Genomic DNA, 18,779 nt, shown 5'->3' with positions numbered 1-18,779 from the left:
CTCACGACGACAGCGCGTCGAACAGCGCCGACATCTGTGCCGGTGAGACCGACATGCCACCGCACTGACCGCGCAGCGTCGTCAGGGGCCGCGCGATGTTCTTCAGGTCGAAGAACTCGCCGGGATGAGCGGTGAAGTACGCCCGGACGGCGCCTTCCGCGTCGCCCGACGAGCTCGCGTTGGTCAGGGCTTCGTTGGCGCCCGGGTGGGCGTCGAGGTAGCTCCCGGCCTGGGCCAGGACCGAGCCCGCGGTGCTGGCCAGTCCGCTGGCGGTACACGGCGCTGCGGTCGCGTTGGGGATGGCGATCGTGAGCGAGGCGAACCCGGCGAGCGCGAGCATTGCAGTCAGTTTCATACTGCTGATCCTGCTGGAAACCCGGCGATCTCGGGCGCATTGCGAGGAATTCGGCCCGCGTGTTGGGACCGAACTCAGCGCAACGCGACCGTCGGGCCGTTCACGTCGAGCGGGGCGCAGCTGTCCTTGCCGACGGTCGTCGAGCACTTCGCCGCGGGGATCACGGGCCGGTAAGCCGGCGGCGTGCCGCCGGCGCGGGTGATCTGCGTGTAGGTCTGGACGGCGTCGGTCGGTACGCGACGCAGCGCCGGATCGCCCAGTGCGTCAACCGAATACAGGCCGAAGCGAGGACGGTAGCTGCCCCACTCGTAGTTGTCGACCAGCGACCAGTAGTTGTAGCCGATGATCGGGATGCCGTCGGCCTTGGCGCGCTGCAGCCAGAACACGGTGTCGCTGAGGTACTGCGATCGCGTCACGCCGTCGGTGCGCGGTTTCGCGTTGTCGGTGACCATGCCGTTCTCGACGACATAGATGGGCAGGCCGGGATACCGCTGGGCGTAGTGACGCGCCACGTAGTAGATGTCCTCGGGCTGCAATTTGATGTTCCACCGCGCCGCCATGCTCTGCGCCGACGCGGGATTGTCCGCGGCCGTACCGGTGTAGTAGTCGAAGCCGAGGTAGTCGAGGCTGTCCCGGACGCGGTCGAAGAACGAGCCCTCGATGCCCGTGACGCCGAATCCGCTGAACTGCGCCAACACTTCCGGCGGAATGTAGGCCTCGTTGGTGGTGACCTTGGCCTTGGGGTCGGCGTCGTGGGCGGCGCGGTAGACGGCGCGGTGCGCGTCCGCGACGCGGTCGAGGAACGTGCCGAATTGGTCGGGTTTGATGGCGCCGGTGCGCAGTTCCATCGCGCCGAAGGCCAGTGGCTCGTTGATGCTCACCCACAGCACGCCCTGCCCCGCGTAGCGTTTGGTGATCGCCGTGGCGAAGTCGTCGAACGCGGCGACGTTGTTGAGGAAGCCGCCGCGGTCCGCGATCCAGCCGGGGTAGACCCAGTGCATCAGCGTGATCATCGGCGTCATGCCGTTGGCGAGCAGCGTCGCGACCACGTCGTCGTAGTAGGCGAGTTCCTTCTCGTCCCACACGCCGGGCTGCGGCATCACCCGCGCCCATTCGACGCCGAAGCGAAAAGTGTTGACGCCCATGGCATGCGCGTTGGCGATGTCCTCCTTGTAGCGGTGCCGGAAGTCGTCGGCCTGCTTGTAGGGCTCCACCGGAGCTGCGCTCAAGGCGTCGGCGCCGGGCGGGACGGGCTTGCCCGCCGTGCGGTCGACGTAGCGGCGCCAGTTGCTGTCGGGAGCGTCGCCTTCCACCTGGTAGCCGGCGGTCGCGGTGCCCCAGTAGAAGTTGCGATTCCACGACGAACTGGTGTCCGTCCGCTCCTGCTTTGCGTCCTGCTTCGCGCCGCAGGCGGACAGGCCCAGGGAGAGGGCAACGGCTGACGCCACGACAACCCGGTTCCACTTCATACCAAAAACCATACACTGCACTGTTTTGGTCAGGACAGTAATGCGCCCCACACCGCGCGCACGTGTGCGCCCATGTCGATCGATCGATCGGACATCCACTGGATCTGAATCCCGTCCGCTGCCGCGATCAGCGCGGTGGCGGCGAACTCGGCGTCGACGTGGGCGGGGACCGTGCCGGCCGCCTGCCGGCGGCGGACGTAGTCGCTGATGGTTGCGCGCATGCTCTCGTATCGTTGGCGCAGGTAATCCGCGGCCGGATGAGACGGGTCGACGGCGGCGGCCGCAGCCAGGGACAGATAGACCGTTCCCGATCCGGGCTTGGCGGCCTTGTCCACCATCGCCTGTGCCATGGCCTCGCCCGGGTCGATGTCGACGTCCGAATTGCGGTACCGCTCTTCGAATTTCGCATCGGCGTCGCGATGCAACTCGGTCAGGAGAACGTCACGGGTGGGGAAGTAGTGCATCAGGCCCGCCAGGCTGATGTTCGCCTCATTGGCGATCACCCGCATCGACGCACCGGCCTCACCGTCGCGTTCCAGCACCGCGAGCGCGACGGCCTTGATCTCCGCGCGCTTGGCCTCACCCTTGGCGTATCGCCCCACAGTTGGCATGACGTGAGGCTAGCGACCCCCGCGGCAGGAAGGGTCCGAAGCCGGCCGCCTACCGCCGTCCGGCGCTGATCATGTCGGCGCGGGGCACAACCTTGACCCGCTCGCGGCCCTGCTGCGCGCCGAGGGCCATCTCGTGGGCGTCGAGGCGTTCCCATTCCGCCCACGTCGTGTAGTCGATGCCGCTGCCGGCCAGGTGTTCCAGGATGGCATCGGGCTCGCCGATCTCCGGTGCGCGCAGTCCCGGCAGGTCGGCCAACAGGCTGGTGATCGTCTCGGACGCATCGGATTTGGTGTGTCCGATGAGTCCGATCGGCCCGCGCTTGATCCAGCCGGTGACGTAGGTGCCCTCGATCAGTTCGCCATCGAGGTCCAGGACCCGCCCGGCGTCGTGGGGGACCACACCGGCGTGGTGGTCGAACGGTAGATCGGCCAGGTGTGACGAGAGATAGCCGACGGCGCGGTAGACCGCCTGCACCGGCCAATCGGTGAATTCGCCGGTGCCCCGGGCGGTTCCGTCGCCGATCAGTTCGGTGCGTTCGGTCCGCAGTCCTTCGACGCGGTCGGTGCCGAGCACGGCGACGGGGGATTGGCACAGGTGAATGTGGATGCGGTGCGGGGCGCCGGTGGGCTCGACGTCGAGGTAACGCATCATGGTGTTGACGACGAGCTTGGTGGACTTGCTGGTGTTGATGGCCTGCTGGCTGGCCTCGTCGATCTCGAAGCCCTCCGGGTGCACGATCACGTCGACGCTGGGGGAGTGCGACAGCTCGCGGAATTCCATCGGCGAGAACTTGATCTGGGCCGGACCGCGCCGGGCGAACACATGCACGTCGGTGGCTTGATTCAGGGAAAGACCTTGGTACACATTGCCGGCGATCTCGGTGCTCAACTGCTCATCGGCGGGCTTGGCCAGCATCCGGGCGATGTCGAGTGCCACGTTGCCCGCGCCGAGCACCGCAACGCTCTTGGCCTCCAGCGGCCAGGTTCGTGGCACGTCGGGGTGGCCGTCGTACCAGGACACGAAGTCGGCGGCGCCGTAGCTGCCGGGCAGTTCGATGCCGGGGATGTCCAGCGGGCGGTCCGCGCGTGCCCCGGTGGCGAAGATAACGGCGTCGTAGTGGCGACGCAGATCGGACAGTTTCAGATCGGTGCCATAGTGCACGTTGCCGATGAAGCGGATCTCGTCGCGCGAGAGGACTCGCCGCAGCGCCTTGATGATCTCCTTGATCCGGGGATGATCGGGTGCCACGCCGTACCGGACCAGCCCGTACGGGGCCGGCAGGCGATCGAACAGATCGACCCTGGCCTGCGGGTATTCGTCGACCAAGATGTCGGACGCATAGATTCCGGCCGGACCTGCCCCGATCACCGCCACGCGGACGTCACGCATTCAGCACTCCCTTAAATTAGGTAAGGCAAGCCTAAATTGGTACGCAGGTACCGCAAGGCCTACGTCACGGCGACGTCGGAGACTCTCGTCACACAGCAGCGGATCGGAGGTAGCGCTTGCGCACCAAGAAATCACCAAGGCATCGGCCGCAGCCTTGGGCGTGACCACGACAACCGCGAATCCCGAACGGCACCACCATGACCCACCCAACTGAGCAGAGGCAGGCCACGACGATGACGAGGCTGGCCGTGATCGCTGTGACCGCCATCGCGACCACCATGGCCGTGGCCGCTTGCTCGACGGCCGGCACGCCCGCTGTCCGGGCCGACCCACAACCGACGCTCGGCCGTGCCTGGAACCCGAGTGCGCGCGGCTACGGCACGGTGCAGCCCGCCCGGGTCTTCAACGGCGGCGACCCGACGGGCGATATCTGGGGCATCACGTGGTCGTCCTGGGGCGGCGAACGCGCTACAGGGACGGGCACGTCGTACGGCATGCCGCCGGGCGTCGTCAGTGTCTCGCAGTCGGTCAAGGAATCGGCGACGATCGTGGCCTACAACCTCGGCTACTGCGACGGCCAGCTGATGTACCAGGCGGCGAAGTGGTACTTCCCCGGTTACGGAGAGTCGTTCAACCCGGCGGGGCACTACAACATCTGCACGGGCGATTACGTCGACGGCATCTGACGTACAACCCTGAGCGGCAACAGGTTCCGTCACATCGCGAAACCATGCCAAGCGAGTCAAACTGATCCAATCGATTGACGGCGCCGGGCGCGGACGATTGTGTCGGAGCCATGAAGAGTTTCCTTGCCGCCGACGCATTCGCGGATCGGACGGTCGTCCTCATCGGCGGCGGCACCGGAATCGGTCTCGCGGTCGCCAGATTGGTGGTGTCCGGCGGGGGTGCGGTGGTGCTGGGCGGGCGCCGTGCCGGTGTGCTCGAGAAGGCCGCCGCCGATCTGGGCCCGGCGGCGACATGGCAGGTCGTCGACACCGCCGACGAGCGCACCATAGACGCCCTGTTCGCCCGGTTCGACGCCGTCGATGCCCTCTTCACCACCGCGGCCACCTACGTCACCGGATCGATGCGCGAACTCTCACTGACCGACGCCGCGTCGCCGTTCGACTCGAAGTTCTGGGGTCAGTACCGCGTCGTCAAGGCCGCGCTGCCGGTGCTGACCGCCGATGCGTCCGTCGTCCTGATGGCCGGGGCGGCCAGTGTGCGGCCGGCCGGGGCGGCGCCCGCCTACGTCGCGGCCAACGCCGCCATCGAGGGACTGGCCCGCGGGCTGGCCGTTGAACTCGCGCCGGTACGGGTGAACGCGATCTCGCCCGGCACCGTGGACGGCAACTTGTGGAATCAGCGGCCGCAGGCCGTCCGGGACGCGGCGTTCGCCCATTTCGTCGAGGCCTCGACCACCGGGAAACTGGCGCGGGAGGACGAGGTCGCGGCCGCCGTCGTTCATCTGTTCCTCAACGGCGCGACGACGGGGTCCACGATCTATCCCGACGGCGGGTACAGCTTGCGTTGACACAGCTCGCCACCCCGGCCGGCGCCGCGAAAAATGTTCGTGCTGAGTGCAATCGGTGTCTGATGCGCGAGATGTGGGCACGGTGGAGTAGTGACCCGACAAATTCGCTTCAACGCTTTCGACATGAACTGTGTCGCTCATCAGTCGCCCGGACTGTGGCGGCATCCAGAGGATCAGTCCTGGCGCTACAAGGACCTGGAGTACTGGACCGAACTGGCGAAGTTGTTGGAGCGCGGCAGGTTTGACGGCCTGTTCATCGCCGATGTGCTCGGTACCTACGACGTCTACGGAGCCAGCGACGAGGCCGCCATCCGGCAGGCCGCGCAGATCCCGGTGGGCGACCCGCTGCTGTTGGTATCGGCGATGGCGTTGGTCACCGAGCATCTGGGCTTCGGCATCACCACCGGCACCGGGTTCGAGCACCCGTATCCCTTCGCTCGCCGGATATCGACCCTCGATCACCTGACCAAGGGCCGCATCGGCTGGAATGTGGTCACCGGGTATCTGCCCGCGGCGGCACGCAACATGGGGCAGACCGACCAGCCGGCCCACGACGCCCGTTACGACCACGCCGACGAATATCTCGAGGTGCTCTACAAGCTGTGGGAGGGCTCCTGGGAGGACGACGCGGTGGTCCGCGACCGCGAGCGCGGGGTCTTCACCGACCCGGACAAGGTGCACCACATCGGGCACTCCGGAACGCATTTCAGCGTGCCGGGTGTGCACCTCGCCGAGCCGTCGCCGCAGCGGACCCCGGTGATCTACCAGGCCGGCTCATCCCCGCGCGGGGTCCGGTTCGCCGCCGAGAACGCCGAGGCCATCTTCACCGCGGCGCCGACCAAAGCCATTCTGGCCGAGACGGTTTCGACGATTCGCCGGGAGCTGGAACTGGCCGGCCGGGATCCGTACTCGGCCAAGATCTTCAATCTGTCGACGGTGATCACCGCGGCCACCGACGACGAAGCGCACGCCAAACACCGCGAGTTGCTCTCCTACGGCGACCCGGAAGGCGCGCTGGTGTTCATGTCCGGGTGGATGGGTGTGGACCTGGCCCGGTACGGGTTGGACGAGCCGATCGGCAACGTCGACTCGAATGCCATCCTGTCCGCCGTCAAGGCGTTCCAGTCGGCCGACCCCGATGGCCGGGAGTGGACGGTCCGCGACATCGCCGAGTGGGGCGAGATCGGCGGCATGGGTCCACGGATCGTCGGCTCGGGCGCCACGGTGGCCGACACCTTGCAGGAGTGGGTCGCCGAGACCGACGTCGACGGTTTCAACCTCGCCTACGCCATCACCCCCGGTTCCTTCGCCGACGTGATCGAGCACGTGGTTCCGGTGCTGACCGAACGGGGTGCCTACCAGGCGGACTATCAGCCGGGGTCGTTGCGGCACAAGCTGCTCGGCAACGGCGACCGGCTGCCGCAGGAGCACCGCGGCGCGCGATACCGGGTCGGTGGCTCGTCGTCGACGATCATCGATCGTCCGTCCACGCTGCCGTCGTCGTCGGGATCGACCGCGGCGCAACCGGCGCGCGGCCGCTGAGTGGTCACCAGCGTCGCGGGAGCTGCGCCGGCTCCGGTTGAATCCTGAGCAGCCTGCTCCGGAACGACCTGCTCACTTTTCAACCGGAGCCGACAAGGAGGTGAGCGTTTCCTGGAGAGTCGTCAGGGAATAACCCGTCATCGTCGCTTCAATCGGGCGTTGTTGGCGCTGAGAATGCAGCTGGGGAGGATCGGCAAAGATGCTCGGCCTGCGGCCGACTGCCGTGGCGCCTAGCGTTCGGGATGCTGCACTGGTATCGCACAACGACGACGCCCCGATAGTCTCAGGCATCTGTCCTGTTAGTCGTAGTCGTTGTTATAGCGGGCCGCGATTTCTGCGATCTCTCGGCGAAACTCGTCAGCGGAGAACCTGTAGATGGCGCGTAATTCGGTGTCCAAGAATTCTGCATTCGAAAGCTTCGTCGCGAGGTCGAACAGAAGCTCGAGCTCTTCGGAACGGCCGTTCACCCAACTAATCAGCCGCATTTCACACGAAGTGCGGGTCGCCGCCAGAACGTCCGCGACATGAGAGGAATCGACTTCCCTTGTCCGAGTGATCAACTTGTCCGCCAGCAATGGAGCGTAAAGAGGCCAGTAGTCAAGCGGTTCGAATACCTCAAGGACGCCCCGGATCTCGTCGATGTCGCAATGTTCGATCTCCACAGCGAGCGCTTCCCCAACTTCGTTGTATAGCGTTTCGCCCACCGCAGTCTTTAGAACATCGCCGATCCCATCTGTCTCGCAGGCTATTTGATCGAATACCCAGCTCACCACTGCTTCGGCCTGCCCGCTGAACGCTTGTGGATAGTCGCCGCACAGGTCCACTATGGCTGCGCGATCTTCGCGGTAACAGGACAGTAGGAAAGTCAGTACTTCACGTGGGAAGCCTCGCGCGATGCGTGCGAGGGCACCCTGCACGCCGTAGGCGCTGATGTCTGAACGCCTTGCGAGAGCGAGGATCGCCGCCACGTCGGATTCGTCCAGCTCCTGTATCCAGTCCGCTCTACCAAATGTGCAGGCGCACTCGATCAGGCGTGTTGACGTTGACTGATCAATACCTGTCGCGATGAGAGACTCCGCAGTGCTTACCGGGTCTCGTGCGAGCAAGCGATGCGCGCCGGCGTGAAACTTCGCGCGCACTGCCGGAACAGCGTCTAGCACACCTCTGGAATACGCGGCGAGATGAGGGCCGCCAAGGTCGGTCCAGGAGTTTGTGTTGATCGCGTCACCGATTGCTGATCGGACCGCGTTGCGTTGGTGTGGACTGTCGTCCAGCCAGCTACCAAACTCGTTCGTGTCGAATGCGTTCCAGCCAGCTAGAGCGTAGACGAGAAGATCGTCGAGAGGCCCGGGAGGCCGCGCGGCGATGTCCTTAACGACTGCGGAACACTGGTATGTGTAGTTGTTTGCGAGGTACTTTCCCAGAAAGAGGAACGGCAGAGACTGACTGCTGTCCGCCAGCAATACTTCAAATGCCGTGCACTCAAGGCGATCTAGGACGTCGCTGATGTCTCCGACCCGCCACAGGCTGTCCCAGCAGCGAGCCAGCAAAGCATCGCGCTCACGGTCCATGTAATCGACGATGTCCTCGTCATCAGGCCGTGACGTGCCCACGTCGAGACCGCTTTCAAGATCTGCGATGCTCGGTGCAGTGTACCCATACCGATTCGGTAGGCCGAAGTGATGTGAGCCCATCAATGCGTCTGCGAGTTCGTCGCCATGGTTGTCGAGAATCGTTGCTATTTCGATTGCTAAACAACGGATTTGAAGGCAACGTGCATGCTGCGCTTGCCAAGATACGGATTCGCGAACCAGACGGCGGATCACAGGCGAGGTGGCTTTGGCCGCAATTGTTGCCAAGGTGGTGACTGTCGCTAGGTCATCTGAGTCCCATGCTTCGAGGTCTTCCGCGGTCGGGTTGAAACCGTATAGGGCTTGAGGCGGTCTCAATGCGGACTTGAGTATCCGCACGGCCTCAGCGGCTAGTCCGACGTGTTCAGTTGTCGCGCTTTCCAGGAGGACCTCGCGGATTGCGTCTCGCGTCGGGCGCGCCCAATCGGCATTGATCAGATAGGTATTGAAGCTGACAACGCGTGGCGCCGTTTGGCCGGCGATCTCGCCTTGTTTGGTGAGGAGCGGCTTCAATGCGAACAGTGGATATGCCTTCGGAGTCGGTGCGTAGGTCGAGAGCCAAATTCTGACGCGGTCTATGATTCGTTGTGGCACAGTCTCGTCGGGGAGCCTGCCGAGTTCGGCTAGGGTTTCTAGGGCTTTTGTTGCGGCGTCGGGGTGCATGGCCGGCATAGGTGCGAGTTCGCGGTGAAGTGCCCATAGCCCATCGAGCGCCTGCTCGAGTAGTTCGGGTGCTGTACGTGCGCACTGAGCGAGCAGGGGTGCCATCTCGATCTTCACATCCGCGGCGCTCAGTTCGTGCAAGCGCCATGTCCTTCTCTCCTCCCGCTCGAAATGGGTCGCGGTCAGCGGGCCCCTTTTAGGAGGCGGCACTTCATCCAAATTGGCGAGGTCGGCGAGGCGGTTGCGAACCTCCGCTAGTAGGGGCATGAGCCCGTGTGGCTGGGTGTAGCTCAGGGCGGCAAGGCGTTGCACTGCTTCGTGTAGGCCGATCACGTCGGTGGAATCAATTTCGTCTCGAAGTGTCTGCCAGATGCCGTCGACAACCCCTGGAAGGTCTTGCCGGCGGAGTCGCCAGTCCAGATCAGTAAGGCGTCTGAGTAGTTGTGCGCCGAAGAATGGGTATAGGGATCGCCATACCTCGGGGACGAAATTGGTTCTCTGACCTAGTGATTCAGTGACGCTCTCGGTCTCCAGCATCATGTCTGCGAGTAGGTCGGGGACCAGCCTCAAAATCGATTCGGTCTTCGTCATGACGTCAGCTCGGATCAGCGCACTCAAGAGTCGATTCGACTCGTCGTCAGATAACCCGCAGAACCCGTTGACGGCAGCGCGCGCTTCGGCGTTATTCAGGTCTATCACGCCACCGGTAGCGGCACACGTTGCGAGGAAGCGTTCGACAAGCGCCGGGTCGAATTCGTTGACCGTGGCGGTGATGGACTGGCGATAACTCGACCGCACAGCCGAACGAAGGTCGGTACTAAGTGTGAGGCTGCCGGTTAGAGTGCCGTTTCGGATTGCGTCGATTGCCAGCACCCCTAGGTAGGGCGCTTCTTCTGCCAGACGTGCGATATTTACTTTCGTTCCGTACGCGAGCTGGATGTCGAGCCCGTCCGCGAGGGAATCGATCAATTCGTACGCGTGGCGATGACTGAGTGGTGACAGCTCGATCGTGGCGACACCGCTGATCGGGAAGCCGGCCTTCATGAACGTATCGAGAAGGGGGGTGACGCCGTTCTTTCGCGCTGCGACAACGAGTTTGGTGTGCTCATTCCTCAGCATGTATTCAAGCAACCGATGCACGGCTTCGGGTCGCTCATGTCCATCATCCACAAAAAGGACCACAGAGGAGTGGGGCAGCTCGTCGAGACTATCGGCACTTAGCGGGTGCGCCGGGATGAGGCTCAGGACGGGAACGGTTGGATTCTCGTTCTGCAGGTCACGAAGCACCTCGACGGCGAGCCGAGTCTTGCCCATCCCGCCGGGTGCCGATATCAGGATGATCCGTGTGTCTCCCCGTACCGCTGTATGAAGAGCCTGCAATTCGGCCGTCCGATTGACCATGGCGCCGGCGTCATTCAGTACAGGAAGACAGATACGTGTGTCACCGAGCGCGTCCACCGATTCAAAGGCATCGGCTCCCGGCACGCGGAGGAGCCGTTTACGTGTGGCGCGGTCCCATGTTGAGTCGAGGATCTCGCGTCGACGGTGAAGAGGCACGTCTGCAAGTAGCTGATTGAGGTCGCGTCGGTCGATCAATGTCCAGTCGGCGTGCTTCTGGATCTCCTGCCTCACAGCTGGCGAGGCGAATCCGGAGTACACGAGGTGATGGGTATCGGCGTGAAAGCTACATGTCTGAACTGCGTTTCGAACGTCCGCCGGTTGGAGCTTTTCGTATGCCTTGCACTGCCAGGAGGAGGTGGTCCCGTCACTCCATTCGCCCTCAAAGTCGATTCCGTCTTGCTTGTCGCCGCGGCGCCCCCATCGCGAGACGCGTGCTATGCGTCGCCCTGACTTGTTCGCGAACCGGTGTGCGCTCAGCACGGCCTCGGTGAAGTCCTCGAATTGCTCCCACGTCAGCTCGTTGGTCGGCGGCAAAGACAAGTCTCTTGCGCCGGTGTCTTCTGAAACTGGCATGCGAAAACTCACCTCACTGATGTCCGCGATCAGTTTGCCTGACGCCACCGACAGAGCTCGTAGATCGCCGCTTGGTGGGTCGAGGCCGTTGGTGAGTTGATACTGACGGACCCCGGGGGCGCAGACTTGTCGGCGGCTGCTGGCACGCTACGTGCATGGTCAAGAGTCGCGAGCCGCTGTTCGATGATGCTCACCGCGACGACACGTCGGTGGCTGGCTTCCAAGAGTCCACCTTTGCGTTCATGAACAGGATCGCGGGCGACTATTGGGACCAGCCGCGGTTGATGATGCAGCAGTGGATGGACCGCATCAACGATGACATCACCTGCAATGACTTGCTCCAACGTTTGCGATCAGGAGACGACGAGCAGTTCCGCAGTGCCTACTTGGAGCTCTATCTTCACGAGTCGCTTTTGCGCGCTGGCTACGAAATAGTGGTTCACCCGGAGGTGCCGGGTACGACCCGTCACCCCGACTTCTTGGCTGTCCGCGGCGACGAGCGGCTCTACGTTGAGGCGGTTGCTCCTGGTTCGACCGCGGCGGCTAAGGCTGCGGCAGGTCGTCGGGCGGTTCTATTCGATACGGTGAATCGGCTCCAAGACCCGAATTTCATTCTTTGGCTTGACCATCTTGTGGACGGGCCGCGGCCACCCAAGGCGGCGCGCCTTCGAGGCAAACTGAGCCAGTGGTTGCGCCTGCTCGATCCTGACGCACCATGGACGGCCGACGCTGCGCCGAAGTATGTCTGGCGCGAGGATGGCTGGGAGGCTGGGCTCAAGGCATTCCCGAAGAAGCTCGAAGCCCGAGGCCTGAGACCCGATAGCCGGGCGATCGGGATCTACGGCCAGTCGGAGGCGAGCTTCGTCGATGATGCGCCCGCTATCCAAGCCGCCCTCGCTGCGAAACATCATGAGTACGGCAATCTGGAAGCGCCATTCGTTATCGCGATCGGTACGTACATCGTGGATGGCGACCGGTGGCACGCCAGTAATGCGATGTACGGGCCGCTTGCTTTCGAATTTGACCCGAATTCAGATGGGGAGCCGCCCGCCCGCGCGATTCGGCAAGCCGGTGGCTACTTCGGGACGCCGCCCGATTGGCAGAACCGCAATGTGTCGGGGGTTCTAGTCGTTAACCAACTCATGCCGTATTACTTTCAGCGCGCCGAGGTCACGCTGTGGCGGCACCCGAGTCCCATTCATGCGCTACCCGACGAGCTGGGAATCCCCGCCCATACCATCACCCTTCGTAACGGCGAGCTTGCAGTTACCCCTCCAGATCCGTCTGCTGGAGAGTTCTTCGGCCTCCCGGCCTCTTGGCCCCCAGGCGAGGCATGGCCGAAAGGCGACTGACCTCCACACTGCCCATCGAGTCTGCTCGCCGTGGTGGCAGGTAGTTGTCCTCGACAATCGGCGGTGTGGTGCACTCGATCGACCAGCGCCGAGGCCGGGGATGGGTATCACGACCGGTGGCGATCACCGCGAAGACACATTGAGGAACAGCCAGTCAGTATGTCGGCGAGGACGGTGTTCGTGGCGGGATAACCAAAAATCCGCAGTCGTGTGTCGGTGAATGCGACTGCCCCTGGGCATCAGCAAGTACGGAAATCCGCTCCGATGCAGTTGGGAGCCGATTCTCCATCCGCACATGTAAAAAAACTGTGTCCGAGGGGGGACTTGGCCACCTGCGACAAGGGTTGAGGTCTTTGATTTGAGTTGTTGACCAGCAGTTTTCCTGCGGTTGGCGACGGCACGCGCTAGACAGTCCTGGTGGTAGTCATGACGTGGCTAAGGGTAGTTGCGAGAATCGTCGACGCGATGCAACGGGCGCGGGCAAGCGCAGAAGAACGGGCTCCGTCGGGGAACGCTGCGGCGCTTTTCCCCTTCTGCAAACGTCCGTCAGCTGCGGGTCCGCGGGTTTGGGAATCCCATCGTGATATAGCCGGGCGCTCGTTTCTTCAGTGATGAGGCGATGACCGGGGTGAGCTCGTGGTGGTAATCGTGCACGGTCGCGGTGGTCTTGCCGGGGTACGGCCGTGTCACGCGGCCGACGTACTGGACGAGACGATTCTTGAACGTGATCGGTGCTGCCAGAAATAGCGTGTCGAGGGCTGGGCAGTCGAAGCCTTCGCCTATGAACGAACTGGTGCCGACGATCAGGAGCGGTTCCGTATTCGGTGTCCTTGTGGCAAGCATTTCGGTGATGCCGCGCCGTTCGGCGGCTTTCATGCCTCCGCTCAATACGGTGACTGATCGTCCTGCAGCGGTGAGCCGTTCAGCGATGGCGTTGAGGTGGTCGACCCATGTGGTGAGGACGAGGATGTTGGCGCCTTTATCGGCAGCGGTCAGGACGTCGCCGACGACTTGGTCGAGCCGTTGCTCATCGGCGACCAGCGTCCGGTAGATGTCGGCCATCCCGCCTGGTTCTCGTGGGTCAGCGTCGCCGAGGTAGCGGAATTGTGTCGGATGGAGGTGCAGTACCGGGTGCGGTGTTGACAGTTCGGCGCTGTCGGTGGGCAGTTGGCCTGCGGTGGGTCTTTCAATCTGTACGTGGTGTGAACCGAGTTGGTGGTAGATCAGGTCTTCGAGTCCATCTCGCCGTTCCGGAGTCGCGGTCAGGCCCAGCCAGAATCGGGCGGGAATCTGGCCGAGGACTTTGAAGAAGGCGCTTGCTGCGACGTGGTGGCATTCGTCGACGATGATGAAGCCGTATCCGGCCGCTAATTCGGAGATGTTGTTGCGACGCGCCAGGGTTGGCAGTAGTGCGATGTCGAGAACTCCGGTGGTCTTGGATCGTCCGCCGCCGATCTGGCCGCATTTGAAGTCGAGGTGTTGGTGGATTCGGTCTCGCCATTGGTCAGCGAGTGCTTTGCGGTCGACAAGAACGAGCGTTGAGGTGGCACGTGCTTCGATTGTCGCGCAGGCGATGACCGTCTTTCCGGTTCCTGGGGGTGCGATCAGTACGCCTGTGTCGTGGTTGAGGAGCTTCTTCAGAGCATCTGACTGGGTCTCGCGCAGTGTTGTGGCGCAGGTGAATTCGTGGTGCTCACCGATGACGCGGTGGTCCTCGATCTTGAGGGTGCTCTCGGCTGAGCTGACGAGGTCGCTGAGCAGTTGGTGCAGGCCGCGTGGCAGGGTTAGGTTGCCGTCGGCGGTTTCGTCGTAGCTATATAGATAGCGCGGGGTATCCCACGTGCTTCGCCGTGCTCGCTGCCGTACGTCGAATTCGGGGTTGCGGATGGAGGCGGCGTGTTTGACAGCCGAAATCATGGCTGGGCCGAGGTCGGTGGACGTCAGGGTGATTCGTGAATCGAACGCGGCTCGCACGATCGCCGCGGGGCGGGGGACGATTTTCGATGAGGTGGGCAGTTGCAGCCGCCGAACGTTGTGCCCGATCTGGGGGCTGGGCAGCTGGCGGGCAAGGGAAGCAGTCTCTTTGGCGGACAGTCGCGCGATGCTCGACAGATATGCCCACTGGTCCTCGTACGGTTCAAGGGTTGCCGGATCAAGGAAGACGGTGGTGCCGTGCTGGCGGCGTTTGCCGTTGAGTGGTGCCGCGATCAGGTTGCCGACTCCGCGGCCGGTGTGCACGTCCTGGGAAGGAAACAAGCGGTCGTAGCTGCTCAGGCGCATGCTGCCGCGCAGCCGGAAGGCTTCGGCGAGCAGGCTGGTGGCGATCCCGCGCGCGACGGAGGCTGATGTCGCGTGCGCGAAAAAGATCCACACGTGGGCGCCGCGGCCGGACTGGGATACTTCCAGCGCTGCCGGAATATTATGGGAGCGAGCGGCTTTCGTGTACGCGAGGGCGTCGAGCATCGCCGCTTCTTTGTCGAAGTCTGCTGCTACCCACCAGCATGTGTCGTCATCGCCCAGCGGATATAAACCGATGTGGACATCACCGCGGAGATGTGAGCTCACGACCTCAGGGGTCAATGTCAGGTACGGGGCATCGGCACGGTTCATGCCTTTGCGCCAATAGCCTTCGATCGCCGGCATCCAGCCTGATCGGCCGTCTTTGCGGTTTTCCCATCGCTGGGCGTAAACATCGGTGCGGCAACGGAATAGGTCGAAATAGAACCTGACCTTGTCAGCGGGGCTGGACTCCATGCAGACAGGTGGCGTCGGGGCACCAGTTAGGGTGGCCTGGTCGCTGCGTGCGGCGCGGGCCTGTTCCTCGGTCAATTCAAGTAAGTGCCGTAGGCGCGCGTTGTCAGCTCGCAGTTCATCCAACTCGCCGGGAAATCGCTCACGGCCGCCAGTGATCGTCATTGATATCCCTCCGCTAGGTACGGACCCGGTCCCGCGCCGGTAGATGCCGGTAGTTCACTCGGGTCCGTGGCGAAAGACTGGATCGAGGTGGGCGGCAACGAGAGCGATTTGGTCGTCGAGGTTTTGTTCGCAAGCTGATTCGAGGTGTTCCTTGCGGCGCCATGCCGCCCATTTCGCTTGTGCGGCAGCGCCGTAACCGGCTAGTCGCGGTGCGACGGGTCCCAGATTTACTCCGCGATGGACGGCGACCGCCCGCGCTGAGCGGAGCAGTTCGTGCGAATCGATGCCGGCGCGAGCGAGTTGCACGATGTCGACGTAATCACGCCAGCGGGTACTGGTGATTCCGCGTTCGAGGATGGTCACGCCCTTTTCGGCGATCGTCGTTTCCGGTGCATATCCCAGGAGGGTGATCGGTTCGCCGAGGATCCGATCGATGGTCACGTGCCGTGGTGGCGGGACGATCGGATCACCAGTGGACACGTCCCACGCCGCTACCCCTTTCCACGGCCCAACGGTTGCGGCGATTCGTACGCGCAGACCGGGATACTCTGACTGTTCACGGATCTCCTGGACGGCGATCGTGGCGAGATCGAACTGCAGTCCGTCATCTATGGTGACTGCGGCGATGTCACGAACCACCTGTATGAGGTGCTCGGCATCGACATCGGCACTGATCGCATTGGCGTCGGCGTCTTTGGTGGGACGCCGAACTCCATAGGCGGCCAACAAGATTCCGCCTTTGAGTACAAAGTCCTTGGCGTGAGGTGTTCGGGTGAGGCGGTCCAGAAACGATTCGAGTACGTGCCGTATCAGGTATTCCTGTGTCGGTGCACCGGCTCCGCTCTGTGCTGCGGCGGACCGTGCGGTGCCCTGGATGTGGCGGAACACCTCGTCGCCGCGGCTCACGTCAACATCTCTAGTGCTTGCAGGACCGGGGTTTTCGCGCGCGGCAGGCGCGCGGCGATGTCCATGAGTAGTGCCGGTTTGCCGCCTGCGCGCAGCCACTGCCGCAGCGCATCACGAGCGAGCTCGTAGCCGACCGAGCCACGCAGGCGGAAGGCATCGGCGATGCAACGTTCGGGGGAGTAGATCCCGATCGTTTGATTCGAGCCGGGGATCGTCATCTGGTCGCGTCCGATGTCGAATGTGGCCGCATCGAAGTGATGCCAGGTGATGGCAGCGCGGCCAGCCGGTGTGCGGGAGCCGCGCGGGATCGCGACGTCCACGGTGGCGGGTATCTCGTCGGTGAGGTCGTAGTGGGCCAGCGCGGAGGTCAAGCAGATGGTCGCGTCAGGTCGGCGCGTTGAGGCTTCGATCAGATCCCAGTCCATCGCTGGGGCCTCGGCGGGAAGATATATGCCTCGTGCGATGCGGTCGAGGCGGCCTTCGCGTGCGTCCCGGTAGAAGGCGCCGCGCGACAATCCGACCTTCTGTGCGGTGCGTGGGGTTAGTGCTTCCATGGCCGGCGACACCTCCAATCGCATACAAACTGTTTACAGTTAATAGTACGTGTATGCGGATTGTTTCGCTTTGTGACCGTGCGTCGCGGCGGGCGTCATCACCGGTGAGGGTACGTTTCGCTATAAGGCCAGGTCGACACGAGTGTCAACGAGGCGCCCATGATGACCTTGCGGGGGTAATCGGGTCGCAGCGACCGCTGGATTCAGCCGTGTCGCCGGACGTGTCCGAGGGGGTGTCCAGAAGGCGACTCGGCCATCTGCGACACGGATTCGAGGACATTCGTCGCCAGCGTTAACCATGCGGCAAATGCATAAAACGAACTGTAGAGCGTATTTGCTGTATGTAGCTAAGAAAACTGTGTCCGAGGGGGGACTTGGCCACTTGCGACACGAGTTGCGGTCTTTGAGTTGAGTCGTTTACCAGGTAGCTCGGAGGCTTGGGCGCGCAGTCGGCACCAGTGATGTCCTATGTTTAGCTAGCAGCTCTCGATCGGTTCCTATTCGCCGTAGCAGCAGATGGTCTGGCCGGTTCCTCGGTGGATGTCGTCAGCAAAAGTCAAGCAAACTGACTGCACGAACTCCCGGGCCTGGGCTTGACCCCTTTCGATGGACACGGGATCAGGCGGCTTGTGCCGTCTGATTGATCCGGTTTTCGCATTCCACCGGGGTGATCATGCCGATCGCGGAATGGCGTCGGCGGCGGTTGTAGACCCGTTCGATCCAGTTACCGACGGCGAGCTTAGCGGCCGCTTTGGTCGGCCACAAGTACCGGTCATAGAACTCGACTTTCAATGTGGCCCAAAAAGATTCAGCCGCGGCGTTGTCCCAACACACCCCGGTCCTCCCTACTGAACGAGCGAGATCGTGGGTTCGGGCCAGGTGGGCCATCTGTGCGCTGGTGTATTGGCAGCCACGGTCAGCGTGAAATACCACCTGCCGGGTAACTGCCCACGGGCCACGGCCATCGCGACCGCGGCCTGCACTAGATCGGTGTGCAGATGGTCCTCGATGGCCCAGCCGATGATCCTCCGCGAATGCCCATCGCGCACAGATACAGCCAGCCCTCGCCGGTTCGCAGGTAAGTGATGTCACTGGTCCACACCCGGTTGATCGCACCGGCATCGAAGCGACGTTTGACCAGGTCCGGGATCGGTGGTGCATCCAGATCCGCGACCGTGGTCGCCGGCGCGAACGACCGTGGGCTGATCACGGCCAGGCCCTGGCGCGCCAGCGAGGCGGCCACGGTCTTGCGGGACACCGCGCGGCCTTTTTCACGTAGGTCAGCCAGTATCCGCGGTGCCCCGTACACCCCGTCAGAGGCTTCGTGAGCGGCCGCTACCGCGGCATCCAGACCGGCACGGCGCACCGCAGCCGCACCAGGTGCGGCGGCCGCGTTGGTGCGCCATTTGTAGAACCCCGAGCGGGACACCTCCAAGGGTCGGCACATCCGTACGATGCTGTAGTTGGCCTTCTCGGCGGCAATACCCTGGTAGGCCTCTACCGGTTCTGTTCGGAGGCGAAGAAGGCCGCGGCTTTTTTCAAAAACTCACGGTCCAAACGCAATTCAGCATTCTCTCTGCGCAGCCGCTCCAACTCGGCACGCACATCAGCATCGAGCACCGCGTCAGTATCGGTGCCGCTCGCGCGTTGCTGGGCCAGGCGCACCCAGCGCTCCAGCAGTTGTTCACCGACGCCGATCTCCACGGCCACGTGCGCAATCGGGCTGCCCGTCTCGATCACCAGGCGGGCAGCCTGCTCCCGAAACTCCGGGGTGTACTTCTTGCGCTTGCCCGACATACCGGACATCCTTCGCGCGGGACCAGCAGTCCCACCAGTTAGGTGTCCACCATCAGGGGTCAACCCCAGGCCCATCAGTCTCTAG

Annotated in this window: 12 protein-coding genes and 1 pseudogene; 4 read left to right on the top strand and 9 right to left on the bottom strand. The window is 63.4% G+C overall.

Going from position 1 to position 18,779, the window contains the following annotated elements; genetic code table 11:
- Position 1 precedes the first annotated feature (1 nt).
- The 4 genes from ACJH6J_RS11205 to ACJH6J_RS11190 form a co-directional block, all read right to left on the bottom strand.
- Entirely contained in the window at positions 2-355 is a 354-nt protein-coding gene (locus tag ACJH6J_RS11205; RefSeq protein ID WP_212812052.1) for a heme-binding protein, read from the bottom strand.
- A 74-nt stretch (positions 356-429) separates the two neighbouring features.
- Complete coding sequence (locus ACJH6J_RS11200; RefSeq protein ID WP_212812051.1) at positions 430-1,824, bottom strand: family 1 glycosylhydrolase; 1,395 nt, start codon at positions 1,822-1,824, stop codon at positions 430-432.
- 29 nt (positions 1,825-1,853) lie between these two features.
- Positions 1,854-2,435: a TetR/AcrR family transcriptional regulator gene (locus ACJH6J_RS11195; RefSeq protein ID WP_212812050.1), complete on the bottom strand. Its 582-nt coding sequence runs from the start codon at positions 2,433-2,435 to the stop codon at positions 1,854-1,856.
- 49 nt (positions 2,436-2,484) lie between these two features.
- Positions 2,485-3,825 (bottom strand): FAD-dependent oxidoreductase, encoded by a 1,341-nt coding sequence (locus tag ACJH6J_RS11190; RefSeq protein ID WP_212812049.1) that lies wholly within the window; start codon positions 3,823-3,825, stop codon positions 2,485-2,487.
- A gap of 248 nt (positions 3,826-4,073) precedes the next feature.
- Between ACJH6J_RS11190 and ACJH6J_RS11185 the strand changes: the two genes are divergently transcribed.
- The 3 genes from ACJH6J_RS11185 (at position 4,074) to ACJH6J_RS11175 (ending at position 6,901) form a co-directional block, all read left to right on the top strand.
- Positions 4,074-4,511 carry a hypothetical protein gene (locus ACJH6J_RS11185; protein WP_213020309.1) on the top strand — a complete coding sequence of 146 codons (438 nt, stop codon included), beginning with the start codon at positions 4,074-4,076 and terminating at the stop codon, positions 4,509-4,511.
- Positions 4,512-4,621: 110 nt separating this feature from the next.
- Positions 4,622-5,359, top strand: coding sequence for an SDR family oxidoreductase (locus tag ACJH6J_RS11180; protein ID WP_212812047.1), 738 nt, complete (start codon positions 4,622-4,624; stop codon positions 5,357-5,359).
- A 90-nt stretch (positions 5,360-5,449) separates the two neighbouring features.
- Complete coding sequence (locus ACJH6J_RS11175; protein WP_212812046.1) at positions 5,450-6,901, top strand: LLM class flavin-dependent oxidoreductase; 1,452 nt, start codon at positions 5,450-5,452, stop codon at positions 6,899-6,901.
- Between the two features lie 299 nt (positions 6,902-7,200).
- Here the strand turns inward: ACJH6J_RS11175 and ACJH6J_RS11170 are convergent, their stop codons facing one another.
- Entirely contained in the window at positions 7,201-11,217 is a 4,017-nt protein-coding gene (locus tag ACJH6J_RS11170; RefSeq protein WP_346414637.1) for a hypothetical protein, read from the bottom strand.
- Positions 11,218-11,324: 107 nt separating this feature from the next.
- On the opposite strand from ACJH6J_RS11170, the gene ACJH6J_RS11165 reads away from it, so the two are divergent.
- Positions 11,325-12,521 carry a hypothetical protein gene (locus ACJH6J_RS11165; RefSeq protein WP_212812040.1) on the top strand — a complete coding sequence of 399 codons (1,197 nt, stop codon included), beginning with the start codon at positions 11,325-11,327 and terminating at the stop codon, positions 12,519-12,521.
- A gap of 546 nt (positions 12,522-13,067) precedes the next feature.
- Here ACJH6J_RS11165 and ACJH6J_RS11160 read toward each other — a convergent pair.
- The 4 genes and pseudogenes from ACJH6J_RS11160 to ACJH6J_RS11145 all read right to left on the bottom strand — a co-directional run bounded on the left by ACJH6J_RS11160 (position 13,068) and on the right by ACJH6J_RS11145 (position 18,703).
- Positions 13,068-15,437, bottom strand: a complete 2,370-nt coding sequence (locus ACJH6J_RS11160; protein ID WP_212812039.1) for a DEAD/DEAH box helicase — start codon at positions 15,435-15,437, stop codon at positions 13,068-13,070.
- 54 nt (positions 15,438-15,491) lie between these two features.
- Entirely contained in the window at positions 15,492-16,343 is an 852-nt protein-coding gene (locus ACJH6J_RS11155; protein ID WP_212812038.1) for a nucleotidyl transferase AbiEii/AbiGii toxin family protein, read from the bottom strand.
- Positions 16,340-16,921, bottom strand: a complete 582-nt coding sequence (locus ACJH6J_RS11150; protein ID WP_244872595.1) for a type IV toxin-antitoxin system AbiEi family antitoxin domain-containing protein — start codon at positions 16,919-16,921, stop codon at positions 16,340-16,342. The genes ACJH6J_RS11155 and ACJH6J_RS11150 overlap by 4 nt, the downstream gene beginning before the upstream one ends.
- Before the next feature lie 594 nt (positions 16,922-17,515).
- Positions 17,516-18,703 (bottom strand): annotated as a pseudogene (locus ACJH6J_RS11145) (IS3 family transposase).
- Between the last annotated feature and the right edge of the window lie 76 nt (positions 18,704-18,779).

Source organism: Mycobacterium sp. SMC-18 (genome assembly GCF_045310895.1).
GTDB lineage: Bacteria > Actinomycetota > Actinomycetes > Mycobacteriales > Mycobacteriaceae > Mycobacterium.
Note: the sequence above shows the minus strand (reverse complement) of the source record. Positions and strands in the feature narration are given on the sequence as shown.

Excerpts from the sequence above, each read along its gene's own strand:
- ACJH6J_RS11190 (WP_212812049.1), bottom strand. The coding sequence starts at position 3,825 with ATGCGTGACGTCCGCGTGGCGGTGATCGGGGCAGGTCCGGCCGGAATC.
- ACJH6J_RS11180 (WP_212812047.1), top strand. The coding sequence starts at position 4,622 with ATGAAGAGTTTCCTTGCCGCCGACGCATTCGCGGATCGGACGGTCGTC.
- ACJH6J_RS11150 (WP_244872595.1), bottom strand. The coding sequence starts at position 16,921 with ATGCGATTGGAGGTGTCGCCGGCCATGGAAGCACTAACCCCACGCACC.
- ACJH6J_RS11205 (WP_212812052.1), bottom strand. The coding sequence starts at position 355 with ATGAAACTGACTGCAATGCTCGCGCTCGCCGGGTTCGCCTCGCTCACG.
- ACJH6J_RS11160 (WP_212812039.1), bottom strand. The coding sequence starts at position 15,437 with ATGACGATCACTGGCGGCCGTGAGCGATTTCCCGGCGAGTTGGATGAA.
- ACJH6J_RS11195 (WP_212812050.1), bottom strand. The coding sequence starts at position 2,435 with ATGCCAACTGTGGGGCGATACGCCAAGGGTGAGGCCAAGCGCGCGGAG.
- ACJH6J_RS11200 (WP_212812051.1), bottom strand. The coding sequence starts at position 1,824 with ATGAAGTGGAACCGGGTTGTCGTGGCGTCAGCCGTTGCCCTCTCCCTG.
- ACJH6J_RS11165 (WP_212812040.1), top strand. The coding sequence starts at position 11,325 with ATGGTCAAGAGTCGCGAGCCGCTGTTCGATGATGCTCACCGCGACGAC.